Here is a 12,793-nt window from a genome sequence, read left to right as displayed (position 1 = left end):
GATGGACGGGGTATCGCTAACCCACAACCTGCGCCAGGGATGGCGCACTCCCCTGCGGCTGGCAAAATTCCGCAGAATTTTTCTCCAGTTTATCCCGCTTAGTGATTATTATTCTCGCTAAATTTAAGGGACGATGATGCACACAATGACGAAAAAATGGCTGTTTGCCGCGCTAACCGCGCTGGTGATGATTCTGGTTTTCTGGGCGTATTCGGCGTCACGCAGTAAACCCAATCCGCTGATGACCGCCGCGGTGCGCCAGGGCGACATCGAAAACGTGATTGCCGCCACCGGCAAAATGGACGCGATTGAGCGCGTTAACGTCGGTGCGCAGGTCTCCGGTCAGGTGAAAAAGCTGTATATCAAAGCCGGCGACAACGTGCGCAAGGGCCAGTTGATCGCGGAGATCGATGATCAGCCGCAGCGCAGCGATCTGCGTAATGCGCAGGCGGCGCTGAGCGTGGCGCAGGCGGATTTACAGACCCGTCAGGCTACGCTGGTACGCCAGCAGGCGCAGTTTCAGCGCCTGCAGCAGATGATTAAAACCAACGCCGTTTCCCGCCAGGATTTTGATACCGCCGCCGAAGCGTGGCGCATCGCCCAGGCAGAGCTGACGGCGCAGCAGGCGCGGGTGATTCAGGCGCAGATCGAAGTGGATAAAAAGCAACTCGATCTCGGCTACACGCGCATCATGGCACCGATTGACGGCACGGTGGTGGCGATCGTCACGAAGCAGGGCCAGACCGTAAACGCCGTGCAGAGCGCCCCGACCATCGCCAAACTGGCGCAGCTCGGCACCATGACCATCAAAGTGCAAATCTCCGAGGCGGACATTACCAATATTCAGCCCGGCCAGCAGGCGTGGTTTACCACTTTCGCCAATCCGGATAAACGCTACAACGCCACGCTGCGCAGCATCGAACTGGCCCCTGAGTCGGTGATGAAAGATGATGCACTGATGGGTAACAGCGAAAGCAATACCGTAAGCAGCACGAACGCGGCGGTGTATTACAACGCCCTGCTCGATGTGCCGAACCCGGATAATGCACTGCGCATCTCCATGACGGCGCAGGTTAATCTGCTGCGTGACCAGGCGAAAAACGCGCTGCTGGTGCCGGTACAGGCCACGAAAAAGGCCAGCGATGGTCGTACTTACGTCGAAATCGCGGATCAAAATAATCAGCCTGAGAAGCGCTACATCACCACCGGCATCAGCGACAGCGTTGACATTCAGGTGCTGAGCGGGCTGCGCTTAGGGGAAAAAGTGATCCTTGCCACGCAGCAGCCGGGCGCGGACAAGGTGGTGATGTGAATATCATCGAACTGCACAACATTCAGCGCAGCTACGTCAATGGTTCCCAATCCCTGCAGGTGCTGAAAAACATTAATCTGCAGATTGCCAGCGGCGAAATGGTGGCGATCATCGGGCCCTCGGGCTCAGGCAAATCCACGCTGCTAAACATTCTTGGCTGCCTTGATGCGCCGGACAGCGGTAATTACCTGATTGGCGGTAAAAATACCGCCACGCTCTCGCCCGATGCGCTGGCGCAAGTGCGGCGCGAGCACATCGGCTTTATCTTTCAGCGCTATCACCTGATGCCAGATCTCAGCGCGCTGAGCAACGTTGAAATACCGGCGATTTACGCCAATTTATCCGGCACCGCACGCCGTCAGCGCGCCGCACAGCTGCTGGCACGGCTCGGATTACAGGGGCGCGAACAGCATAAGCCGGGCGAGCTGTCAGGCGGCCAGCAGCAGCGTGTCAGTATTGCGCGTGCACTGATCAACGGTGCCGAAATTATCCTCGCCGATGAGCCCACCGGCGCGCTCGATTCGCACTCCGGTGAAGAAGTGCTGCGCATCCTCAGCGAACTGAACCGCGAAGGTCACACGGTGATTATCGTTACCCACGATATGAAAGTGGCGCAGCACGCGGAACGCATCATTGAAATTCAGGACGGCGAGATTTTTGCCGACAGCGGCAGCGCTGCCACGGCCGCAAAAACGCGCTTTACGCCAGCGCCACGCAAGCGGCAAAGCAGATTCCGCGGTCTGCTTGACCGGCTGCGCGAATCATTACGCATGGCGCTGAATGCCATGAACGCCCACCGCCTGCGCACCGCACTGACTATGACCGGCATCATCTTTGGCATTGCCGCCGTCGTCACCGTGGTGGCGCTGGGCCAGGGCGCGCGGGAAAAAACGCTGGAGAGCATTTCCGGACTGGGTACCAATGTGGTTTCTATCTATGCCGGGGGCGATTATGTCGAGGATGATGCGCATCCGGTACAAACCCTGGTGATGGCCGATGCCGATGTGATTGCGCGCCAGCAGTTTGTCGCCGCCGTCAGTCCGGAGATCATCGCCACACAGCCCATTCGCTACCTGGCCAACGCCTCCAAAACTTCAGTTTCCGGCGTAGGCGTCGACTATTTTCGCATTCAGGGCATTAAGCTGGTGGAAGGCAGCAACTTCAGCGATGAGCGGCACGCGCGCCAGGAAGTCATTATTGATATCAACACACGCAATAAATTATTTGGCGAACAGGGCCCGAGCCCGATTGGCAAAATGATTGTGCTGGGATCGGTGCCGGTGCGGGTTATTGGCGTGGCCAACAATGAAGATGGGCTTTCGCCCAACCGTCTCAGCGTCTGGCTGCCGTGGAGCACGGTGATGTATCGCATCAGCGGTCAGACCGCGCTCACCAGCATAAGCATCAAACTTAAAGATGATGTGGTGAGCGGTGCGGCGGTGGAATCGCTCACCCAGCTGCTGACGGCGCGCCACGGCACCAAAGATTTCCTCATGTTCAACCGGGACAAGTATCGTAAAGCGATAGAAGGTGCGGCGGCCACGCTGACGCTGCTGATTTTACTGGTGGCTTCGATTGCGCTCATGATCGGCAGTATTGGCGTAATGAACATCATGCTGGTGTCGGTGACCGAACGCACCCACGAGATTGGTGTGCGCATGGCGGTGGGTGCGCGACGCGGCGACATTATGCAGCAATTTATGATTGAGGCCGTGCTGGTGTGCCTGGTGGGCGGATCGCTCGGCGTGGCGCTGTCTCTGGTGATAGGTCCGGTCATTTCACTACTGGCTGGCGGCGTGCTGACCGCCATTTACTCGTGGCAATCGGCTGGCGCAGCGTTTGCCTGCTCAACCATTATCGGCATGATATTTGGTTATCTGCCCGCGCGCAAAGCCGCACGAATGGATCCGGTCGCCGCGCTCGCCAGCGAATAAAATCAGCAACCGGACCGGCACGTTATTCATGCTGGTCCGGTCATTTCAGGTCTAATCCGAAAGTCATTAAATCAATTAGCCCCGCAGGTCATCATCGGCGTAGACTGAACGCGTCTCTAATTTAGACACATCACCGATTATCTATTCGATGGCTATCACTCGCCCGAGAGTAAGTTATGTTAGAACCGCACTATTTTTATTTATGTCACGATCCGGACGCCGGCTGGGTATTGCATAAAAAAGGCTGTTACGTACTGGAATTTGAAGAAGAAAAGCGCTTTATCGGCTCTTTGTATACCGTGCATCAGGCGCTGACGGTAGCGCGTATCCACCATCCGCAAATAGCCTGTTGCCGCGACTGCCTGCTGGACAAAGGCCGGTCGAAAAGAACGCCGGTTAATAAAGAGAAAAATCTGATTCCCTCTCGCCATTTTGACGACGACCAGAAAAAATAACGGTGCAGATTACGCAAACGTAATGTGTTTTGAAATGGTGAAATAAACTCACCCGCTTCGCGTTTATTTAGCCGCAACCGGATTCATTTCTGACAAAATAACCGACGGGTAAGTCGGGAAATCCACTCAGCGTTTATCGCCTGACGGTTTGATATTAAAGCAGTTATCCACAACTGACGTGCAAAGAGGCTGGCTTATCCTGTGGATAAACGCCTGGGCTCCGCCTGTTGCGCCCGCTGAGCAGGATTGGTCAAATTTCGAACGCCAGCCTGCTGCTTTTGATAGCTTTCAGCCGGGCCGGAAACAGCAAAGCCGCCCGAAGGCGGCCTTAACGCAGTGAACCAGTCTGAACTTAGTTATACAGTTCAGCCGTCATGTGCACGCGGTTGTTGGTGTTGGCTTCAGTAATTTTATACTGAGCGCCCTGCTGTTGCGCCTGCGCGGCGATTTTAGCTTCTGCACCGTCCAGCGTAGAGGAAGTCACGGTTACGCTCTGGGCAAAGCTGGCAGCTGACATCAGTGAAAGAGCGGCAACAGCGGCGATTGACATAGCTTTAATGGTTTTCATGGTCTTATTCCTTAATGGTTGTGGCTGAAGGCTGTGTGCCTTCGATGGAACTAATAATAACTCAGGTTACTATACTGCAATTGATAATTAGTGCGGTTATCGTGATCGTGCTAATTATTTCTGATTGCCTGGTTGCGCCAGCTCAGCGCGCACCCTCGCGATAAATTGCGGCCAGTGGGCAAAACGAATCACCGGAACGTGAGCATGGCGTTGCGTGCGTAATGCATCTGCAAAAGCCAGCGCCTGCCGGTTGATATCCACGTTGTTCAGCATATTGCGTTCTCCTGCCAGACAGTCTGCGCTGCAAATTCAGCAATATCGCCAGAATGCTTGATACGCTGCGAGCCTGACTGCACGACAAAAAAGGCCGCCCGTCAGGCGACCCGTTCTGGCACATCCCTGTGCAACCATCCGTTATTTGTAGAGTTCAGCGGTCATATGCACCAGGTTGTTGGTGCTGGCTTCCAGAATTTTATATTGCGCACCCTGCTGCTGAGCCTGAGCGGCAATTTTCGCTTCGGCACCATCCAGTGTGGTGGAGGTGGCTGAAACGGTTTGCGCGAAGCTGGCAGCAGACATCAGGGAAAGCGCGGCGGCGGCGGCAATGGTCAGTGTTTTGATAGTTTTCATGGTCATATTCCTTAGCGTTTGATGAGAAGGCGCTGCGCCTTCGATGGAGATAATAATAACCATGTTTACTATTACAAAATTGATAATTAGTGCGAATACTATGATCGCACTAATTGTTAATGCGTGATATTTAAATTATTTACTTATAATCAATAGGTTGATTGGATTACAATACCCATAAAGCGGCACAGAGCGTTAAAGCAGCCATCATGTTGGATGCGAATTGCCACTGAAACAGGAGACGGATGGTTGACGGCAGGATGGGTCTGAGCACGGGCGCGAAAACGTCGCGCCGCGATTTTGTGGAAGGAAGTCTGACCTCAAACTTTATTTTTATAATTGAAACTGATCTGCGAATTTTGCTCGCGCGGAAGTCGTCTGGCTTCTAAATATACCGATTTCCAGTACGGATTATTCAGTGACGAGCGCATCACGCCCTGGCTGACTGAGGCATGCAGGAACTGGCGATCGGTATCGTAAAAGCCGACATGCAGCTCATGCTTAATGCGGAAGAACACTAAGTCGCCAGGCTGTAAATGCGCCTGATCGACCGGCTTACCCATGGCGATCAATTCACGCGTTGTGACGCGATCCATGGGAATATTGAAACGATCTTTTAAGGTGCGCCAGACAAATCCGGAACAGTCAACGCCGGATAATTGCGTTCCGCCCCACTGATATTTGGTGCCTTCCCACGAATGCATTTGATCGTGCAAAGCGGCTATTACCGGAATTAAATCGGGCTGTTTACCACCGTCCTGCGAGGTATCAACACTTTCCTGCTCCGGTGCTGGCGAGGAGTGAGACGAGCAGCCAGCCAGGGTTAATAACATCAGGCAGGCAATCAGGTTGCGGGCCGCAGTAGCAATCATAGGGTGACGTTTCACAGTGGATAACAGGGATAGCAGATTTATACCGTAAAGAAGTTGCAGAAATAAAGCGTCTCCACCCGAATTCTCGCTGTCTTCACTATTTTTACCTAAGTTTACAGAAAGGTAACGCTATGTATTTAGGATAAAAATCTATATCTTTTGCTGCTTTGCGCCGACAGCGCATATTTATCCGGCAAATTGCGTTTAAATTTTATTCCGCAGCCTGACCGACGGACCTGCTGCGAAATAACCGGAAAGCTTATTTGCGCACGTTATCGCGCAGCGGCGACTCCGGCAGCAGCAGCGACAGTATAAACGCCATCAGCATAACGCCGGCGGCCATCTGAAATGCGGCATGCACCGCATCACTGAACACCAGCAAATAAGCCTGACGCAGCGCTGCAGGCAAATGGTTCACGGCGACCGGATCCAGCGAAGGCGGCAGCACGTTACCCTGCTCTATCAGTCGGGTCGCTCCGGATTTCAGCACGTGACTGAACACAGCGCCAAACAGCGCAACGCCGATCGAACCACCCACCGAGCGAAACAGCGTAACCGATGAGGTCGCTACGCCGATGCGATCGGGCGTCACCGCATTTTGCACCGCCAGCACCAGCACCTGCATAGTCATGCCCATTCCCATGCCGAGCACGCTGGAGAACAGATAAATGTGCCAGAGCGGCGCATCCAGCGTCAGCGTGGTCATCAGCGCCATCCCGGTTGTGGCCAGTAGCGTCCCGGCGATGGGGAACAAACGGTATTTCCCGCTGCGGCTAATCATGCGACCACTAATGATCGAGGTGACCAGCAGCCCGCCCATCAGCGGTAACAGCTGTAGTCCGGCCTCGGTGGGCGTGGCGTTTTTTACCACCTGCAGATAAAGCGGCAAAAACGTCACGCTGCCAAACAGCGCCATGCCGATAATAAACGCCATCAGACTGGCGAGGGAAAAACTGCGATTGCGGAACAGATCGAGTGGAATGATGGGTTCCCACGCGCGTCGCTCCTCATAAATAAACCCCAACACGCCAACCAGCCCCATGGCCAGAATGCACCATAGCTGGGGATCTGACCATTCGCGCAGCGTGCCGCCTTCACTGGTAAACAGCGTCACGCCCACCAGCGCCAGGCTGAGAAACACCGCACCCGGATAATCGATTTCATGGGGTTTTCGTCGGCTATCCGCTTTAAACACCGCATTAATGATCAGCAGAGCCAGCAGGCCGAGCGGCAGATTAATGTAGAAAATCCAGCGCCAGGACATGTGCTGCACGATAAAACCGCCCAGCAGCGGCCCAATCACCGTCGCCAGACCAAACACGCCGCCAAACAGGCCCTGGTACCGGCCGCGATCGGCGGGCGGAATGACATCCGCGACCGCCGCCATGCTCACCACCATTAATCCGCCGCCGCCCAGTCCCTGCAGCGCACGGGTAAAAATCAGCTGCGGCATGTTTTGCGCCAGCCCGCACAGCGCCGAGCCCAGCAAAAACAGCACCACCGAGATTTGCAGCACCGTTCGGCGGCCAAACAGATCGCCAAATTTGCCATACAGCGGCACGACCAGGGTTGAGGCCAGCATGTAAGCAGTGACGATCCACGACAGGCGATCCAGCCCGCCCAGTTCGCCGACGATAGTCGGCAGCGCGGTCGAGACAATGGTCTGATCAAGCGCGGACAGCAGCATCACCAGCATCAGCGCGCCCATCAGCAGGCGAATGGAAGGCGGGCTGGTTGCCCCGCTGTCGCGCTGCGATGTGATAGATTGAGGTTTCATAACGACACCGTTTGAAATTAATTAAATGCACAATTAATATTAACCGAAGTCTGACACGAAACCCGTGAGTACGTAAAGATGACCGCACAAAAAGTGATGGAGAGCGAGACAGCGCCTTCTGATAAACCCCGCCGGCCGGGCCGTCCACGCGGCGGCGCAATCAATGCCCAGCAGCGCGAACATCTGCTGGACATCACGCTCGCGCTGTATGCGCAAAACGGCATCGCGGAAACCTCGCTCAACGCCATAGCCCGTAAAGCTGGCGTCAGCCCGGCCATGCTGAATTACTATTTTCAGTCGCGCGAGTCACTGCTGGATACCGTGGTCGCGGAACGCTTTGTGCCGTTACGGCAACGGCTGGAAGCGCATTTTGTCGAAGAGAGTAGTGACCCTGTCGCTGCGATCAGCGGGTTTATTAAAGAGTTCGCGGATATCGTGCTGAGTCATGACTGGTTCGCACCGCTGTGGCTGCAGGAAGTCGCCAGTGGTCAGGGGCTGGGCGGCACGCTGAAACAGCGTCACGGTCATGCCGGACGCGAACGGATTCGCGCGTTGCTGATTCAATGGCAGCAGCAGGGATTACTGAACAACCAGCTGAATGTCGATGTGCTGATGACCTCAATTCTCAGCATGGTACTGGTGCCCTTTACCCGCTTTGCCCACGAGCCGGGCTTTGATACCGAAATGATTCTGCAGCACACCCTGAGCATGGTGTGCCACGGTATACAGCCGCGCAACTGAGTCAGGCGTCGTCGCCGTGGGTCAGCGTCTCCAGCTGCTGCCAGAAATCTTCCGGCACCGGCTGCACCCGGGGTGGCGGCTCGGCAATGTGCTGTTCAAGGGAGGCCAGCAGCTGCTGGGTTTCACTGTGCTGTTTATCGCAAGACGTTGAAGACATATCTAAAACCTAAAAAAACATCAGGCGATTATTGTAAGGATTTCACGCAAAGAATAAATAAACGAGACGGGAAAAAGGGATCTGCCCTGCTTTTTTTTGCCCTCCGCGCAACTTTTTACCGACTGCGGCGAACTGTCTGACTGAACACCCCTAACCGGACCTCTTTCACCGCAGGAGCAGATCATGACAACTATCAGGCATCTCATCGCTAACCTCACCCTCGGCACCACGCTGAGTCTCGCCGCCTTCGCTGCTGGCGCGGCGCTGCCCGTCGGGGCCAAAGCACCTGACTTTGAACTTCAGGGCGCGCTGGCCGGTAAGCCGCTCACCTTCTCGCTGCAGCAGGCGCTGCAAAAAGGGCCGGTGGTGCTCTACTTCTTCCCGGCGGCCTTCAGCGCGGGTTGCACCATTGAGGCGCACGACTTCGCCGAAGCCACGGATGATTTCAAAAAAATGGGCGCCACGGTGATCGGCGTCACTGCCGGTAACACCGAGCAGATCAGCGATTTTTCTAAGCTGGAGTGCCGTGACAAATTCGCCGTGGCTGCCGATCCGGGCGCCAAAGTGGCCGCCGAATATAAAACGCTGATGCAGATAAAAGGCAAAACGCTGTCTGACCGCACCTCTTATGTGATTGCCCCCAACGGCAATATTCTGCTGAGTTATACCGACAGAAACCCGGATACCCATATCGAAAAAGCGCTGGCGGCGGTGAAAGAGTATGACGCTGCGCATCCGCAAGCGCAGTAAGTGAGAGGGCAGCCATGTTAACCGCGATGCTGGCCGCCTTTTTGGGCGGCATCATCCTCAACCTCATGCCGTGCGTCTTTCCGGTGATTTCGCTGAAAGCGCTTGGCCTGCTGCGCCATCAAAGCCAGGCTGCCAGCGCGCGCCGTGAAGGCCTGGGATTCCTGCTCGGCGTGCTGGTGACCATGATGGCGCTGGCTGGCATTCTGCTGGCCGCACGCGCGGGTGGCGCCGCGGTCGGCTGGGGCTTTCAGCTGCAGTCACCGCTGGTGATCGCCCTGCTGTCGCTGGTGATCCTGGCTGCCGCGCTTAACCTGCTTGGCGTCTTTGAGGTGGGACTAACGGTGCAGCGCGTCGGGGCCATCGACATCCAGCGCGGCGCTTTTTTGCGTTCCGCGCTGACCGGAGCACTGGCAATCATCGTAGCCACACCCTGTGCCGCGCCCTTTATGGCCAGCGCCATCGGCTACGCGCTGGTGCAGCCCCCTGCGGTTGCGCTGGTCATTTTCTTTGCGCTGGCGCTCGGCTTTGCCGCGCCCTTTACCCTGCTGTCGCTGTTCCCGCCGCTGGCACGATTTTTACCGCGTCCTGGCGTCTGGATGGATATCCTTAAGCGCGGGCTGGCCTTTCCCATGCTCGGTGCCTGGGCCTGGCTGGTGTGGATTCTGGCCCAGCAGGCGGGCAGCAGCGCGCTGGCTGTTGTGCTGGCCGCCTCGGTGGTGCTGGCGTTTGCCGGCTGGCTGTATGGCATGGCGCAGCAGCGCCGCTTTGCCGGAAAAGGGCACAAAGCGCTGTTCAGCGTCACGGCGATATTGCTGATTGCGGTGATCGCGCCGCTGCCGGGGCTGATCAAGCCAGGCGCGGCGCTGCAAGGCGATATACAGGCACAGGTCAGCAAACAGACGTGGACGCCGCAGGCGGTGGCCGCTCAGCGCGGGCATGGCAAAGCGATCTTTGTCGATTTTACCGCATCATGGTGCATTACCTGTCAGGTGAACGAGAAGACCTCGCTGTCGACCCAGGCGGTGAAAACCGCACTGGCGAAAACCGGTACGCTGTACATGGTGGCAGACTCGACTAAATTTAACCCGGACGTTGATGACGTGATGAGTGAGTTTGGTCAGGGCGGTTTACCAATGTACCTGGTGTATCCGGCTGATGGCGGACCACCGAAAGTACTGCCGCAGGTGCTGACACCCGGCATCGTAGTGGATGCGTTAAACCAGGCGGCAGCGAAGAAGACGTAACGGCAACAAGGCAGCGTATGCACACAGGCGATAGCGCACGTGAAAACTGGCCCGGACTGATGGAACGCGCGCAGGCCGGGGATCAGTGTGCCTATACCCGGCTGCTGCGGGCGCTGGTGCCGGTGATACGCGCACAGGTGCGGCGCAGGCTGAGCGATGAAGCCTTAACGGAAGATGTGATTCAGGATGTGCTGCTCACGCTGCATCGCGTGCGCCATACCTACGATCCTGCTTACCCTTTTCTGCCCTGGCTGACGGCGATAGTCTCGGCGCGCGCGATTGATGCCCTGCGCCGCCGCGGCCGCCAGCAGCACTGTACGCTTGACGACGCTCAGGCCGCCGATCCCGCCAGCACGGCAGAACAGCAGCAGCTGGACACCCGGCAGGAGCTGGCGGGCTATCTCAGCCAGCTGCCGCTGCGTCAGCGTGAAATCGTTGAGCATGTTCATTTGCATGAAATGAGCCTGAACGAGGCGGCGGCACACCATAATCTGAGCGTATCGGCGGTGAAATCGCTGTTGCACCGCGCGCTCATCAATCTGCGCCGCTTTGGAGCAAACCATGACTGACCATCATTTGCTGATTGAAAAACTGGGGCGCGATCTGCGCCCGGTGAAACGCCCGCCGGCGACCGGAAAACGCGTGCTGGGCTGGCTGGCGCTGGCGCTACCGGCCGGCATCGCGGCCAGTTTGCTGGTGCCGCGCACCCTGACCGACTGGTCGCAGGCCGGCGCGATGCAGGCCGCGCTGCAACTGATGCTGGCTTTTATCCTCGGGCTGCTGGCGATGCGCAGCGCCTTTGAACTCAGCATTGCCGGCCGGCGCGGCATCAGCGCAAAGCTGCTGTTGCCGCCGGGCCTGCTGTGGCTGGGATTGAGCGCCAGCAGTCTGCTGCAGACGGCCGCGCCGCTGCAGCAGCACGACACGCTGCCGTGCTTTGTTTTCCTGCTGGTGGTGAGTCTGCCGATGCTGCTGCTGACCATCATCAGTCTGCGCCGGACGCGGACGCTCTATCCGTCCCGCAGTCTGGCCATGGCGGGCCTGGGCGTCGCCTGCATGGCGGTAAGCCTGCTGGCGTTCTGTCATCCGGTGCACCTGCATGCGCTGGATTTGCTGCAGCACCTGGCGGCCATCGTGAGCATCATCGTGCTGACCGTATTGCTTGGCCGGCGCTGGGTGCAGATCGCCTGACGACGCCGGCCAGTGACGCTATCAGGGAATGATGCGCTCCGCCCGCAGCCGGTCGAACAGCTGGGTGAAGGAATCCAGCGTGGCGCGATAGCCGGTAAAGCCGGCTTTACGGCTCTTGCTCATATCGGTAAACGCCTCCATCGGCCGTCCCAAATCCGCATCGGTGTGCCACCACGACGCCAGTTTATCGATGTCCGCTTCACGCAGCTGATAGCGCGCAGCGATCTCACGCCAGGCCGCTGCGGCTTCCTGCATGCGTCCTTCCAGCGGCATCATCTGCGCCGGATAGTCTGCAGCTTCAATACCGAAATAGTCTGCCAGACGCGGCCACAGCCAGTTCCAGCGAAACACATCGCCGTTCACCGCGTTGAAATCCTGATTGGCAGCCCCTTCAGCACGGGTCGCCCACAGCAGCTGTTCCGCCAGTAAACCGGCTTCGGTGACATCGGCCAGACCGTTCCACTGCTGCGGCGAGCCGGGAAAGATGAACGGCCAGCCTTTTTCACGGCACAGCGTGGCGTAAACGGCCAGCGTCTGCCCCATGTTCATGGCGTTACCCAATGCATAACCGATGATGGTGTGCGGACGGTGCACGCTCCAGCTGTAGCCATATTGCTCTGCGCCGGCAAACACTTCGTCTTCCTGCGCATAGTAAAAGTTATCGACTGGCTGACGTCCCTGCTCTTCGCGGAACGGCGTCACCGGCACCGCACCTTTGCCATATGCTTCGAACGGACCGAGGTAGTGCTTCAGCCCGGTCACCAGTGCCACATGTGCGCCGTTCAGCCGCTCGCCGAGCGCGGCAATGACGTTATGCACCATGCCGCCGTTAACGCGGATGTTTTCTTTTTCATTCGCCTGGCGTGACCAGACGCTAAAGAACAGCGCATCCGGTTTTTCCTGCGCCAGCGCATTGCGCACCGCTTCTGCATCGGTCAGATCGGCCGTCAGACTGCGGCAACCTTCCGGAATAGCACCGCGTCCGCGCGACAAGCCGGTTACCTGCCAGCCCTCACTTTGCAGCCTTTCCGCCAGCGCACGACCGATAACCCCGCTGATCCCCACGATTAACGCCTGTTTTTGCATGTCGAATCTCCTCTGTTGCAGTTATCCTTAGCGTAATAGAGAATTAAATTCTTAGCCGTGGCATTAATTCACATCA

General features: G+C 57.2%; 15 protein-coding genes. 8 read left to right on the top strand and 7 right to left on the bottom strand.

Annotated features, from left to right (window positions below; translation table 11 throughout):
* The first annotated feature begins 136 nt into the window (after positions 1-136).
* From C1N84_RS21535 to C1N84_RS21525, 3 genes are all read left to right on the top strand, one after another.
* The gene (locus tag C1N84_RS21535) at positions 137-1,312 is read left to right on the top strand and encodes an efflux RND transporter periplasmic adaptor subunit (RefSeq protein WP_222952401.1); all 1,176 of its coding nucleotides are present in this window, start codon (positions 137-139) and stop codon (positions 1,310-1,312) included.
* Positions 1,309-3,246, top strand: a complete 1,938-nt coding sequence (locus C1N84_RS21530; protein WP_127834973.1) for a MacB family efflux pump subunit — start codon at positions 1,309-1,311, stop codon at positions 3,244-3,246. The genes C1N84_RS21535 and C1N84_RS21530 overlap by 4 nt, the downstream gene beginning before the upstream one ends.
* 176 nt (positions 3,247-3,422) lie before the next feature.
* Positions 3,423-3,701 carry a hypothetical protein gene (locus C1N84_RS21525; protein WP_021508976.1) on the top strand — a complete coding sequence of 93 codons (279 nt, stop codon included), beginning with the start codon at positions 3,423-3,425 and terminating at the stop codon, positions 3,699-3,701.
* 352 nt (positions 3,702-4,053) lie between these two features.
* Here the strand turns inward: C1N84_RS21525 and C1N84_RS21520 are convergent, their stop codons facing one another.
* The 5 genes from C1N84_RS21520 to C1N84_RS21500 form a co-directional block, all read right to left on the bottom strand.
* Positions 4,054-4,269 (bottom strand): YdgH/BhsA/McbA-like domain containing protein, encoded by a 216-nt coding sequence (locus C1N84_RS21520; RefSeq protein ID WP_021508975.1) that lies wholly within the window; start codon positions 4,267-4,269, stop codon positions 4,054-4,056.
* 114 nt (positions 4,270-4,383) lie between these two features.
* Positions 4,384-4,542, bottom strand: coding sequence for a hypothetical protein (locus tag C1N84_RS21515; RefSeq protein ID WP_264444091.1), 159 nt, complete (start codon positions 4,540-4,542; stop codon positions 4,384-4,386).
* A gap of 141 nt (positions 4,543-4,683) precedes the next feature.
* Positions 4,684-4,899 (bottom strand): YdgH/BhsA/McbA-like domain containing protein, encoded by a 216-nt coding sequence (locus C1N84_RS21510; protein ID WP_058759052.1) that lies wholly within the window; start codon positions 4,897-4,899, stop codon positions 4,684-4,686.
* 320 nt (positions 4,900-5,219) lie between these two features.
* A complete protein-coding gene (locus tag C1N84_RS21505) occupies positions 5,220-5,771 on the bottom strand; it encodes a C40 family peptidase (protein WP_021508972.1) in 552 nt (183 codons plus the stop codon).
* 259 nt (positions 5,772-6,030) lie between these two features.
* Positions 6,031-7,548, bottom strand: coding sequence for an MDR family MFS transporter (locus tag C1N84_RS21500; protein ID WP_264444096.1), 1,518 nt, complete (start codon positions 7,546-7,548; stop codon positions 6,031-6,033).
* Positions 7,549-7,626: 78 nt separating this feature from the next.
* Here C1N84_RS21500 and C1N84_RS21495 point away from each other — a divergent pair, with 78 nt between their 5' ends.
* Entirely contained in the window at positions 7,627-8,289 is a 663-nt protein-coding gene (locus C1N84_RS21495) for a TetR/AcrR family transcriptional regulator (RefSeq protein WP_058770292.1), read from the top strand.
* 1 nt (position 8,290) lies between these two features.
* Here the strand turns inward: C1N84_RS21495 and C1N84_RS21490 are convergent, their stop codons facing one another.
* Positions 8,291-8,446 carry a hypothetical protein gene (locus tag C1N84_RS21490; protein WP_168926280.1) on the bottom strand — a complete coding sequence of 52 codons (156 nt, stop codon included), beginning with the start codon at positions 8,444-8,446 and terminating at the stop codon, positions 8,291-8,293.
* A gap of 183 nt (positions 8,447-8,629) precedes the next feature.
* Between C1N84_RS21490 and C1N84_RS21485 the strand changes: the two genes are divergently transcribed.
* The 4 genes from C1N84_RS21485 to C1N84_RS21470 are packed head-to-tail and all read left to right on the top strand — an operon-like array spanning position 8,630 to position 11,631.
* Positions 8,630-9,196: a peroxiredoxin gene (locus tag C1N84_RS21485; protein ID WP_264444100.1), complete on the top strand. Its 567-nt coding sequence runs from the start codon at positions 8,630-8,632 to the stop codon at positions 9,194-9,196.
* A 14-nt stretch (positions 9,197-9,210) separates the two neighbouring features.
* Positions 9,211-10,440 (top strand): protein-disulfide reductase DsbD family protein, encoded by a 1,230-nt coding sequence (locus C1N84_RS21480; protein WP_058776050.1) that lies wholly within the window; start codon positions 9,211-9,213, stop codon positions 10,438-10,440.
* A 17-nt stretch (positions 10,441-10,457) separates the two neighbouring features.
* Positions 10,458-11,009 carry a sigma-70 family RNA polymerase sigma factor gene (locus C1N84_RS21475; protein ID WP_215481225.1) on the top strand — a complete coding sequence of 184 codons (552 nt, stop codon included), beginning with the start codon at positions 10,458-10,460 and terminating at the stop codon, positions 11,007-11,009.
* Positions 11,002-11,631 carry an NrsF family protein gene (locus C1N84_RS21470; RefSeq protein WP_104187505.1) on the top strand — a complete coding sequence of 210 codons (630 nt, stop codon included), beginning with the start codon at positions 11,002-11,004 and terminating at the stop codon, positions 11,629-11,631. The genes C1N84_RS21475 and C1N84_RS21470 overlap by 8 nt, the downstream gene beginning before the upstream one ends.
* Before the next feature lie 21 nt (positions 11,632-11,652).
* Here the strand turns inward: C1N84_RS21470 and C1N84_RS21465 are convergent, their stop codons facing one another.
* The gene (locus C1N84_RS21465; protein ID WP_058759046.1) at positions 11,653-12,717 is read right to left on the bottom strand and encodes an SDR family oxidoreductase; all 1,065 of its coding nucleotides are present in this window, start codon (positions 12,715-12,717) and stop codon (positions 11,653-11,655) included.
* Positions 12,718-12,793 lie beyond the last annotated feature (76 nt).

This window comes from Pantoea sp. SGAir0418 (genome assembly GCF_043529865.1).
The sequence above is the reverse complement of the archived record's forward strand: the minus strand, read 5'-3'. Positions and strand labels throughout refer to the sequence as shown.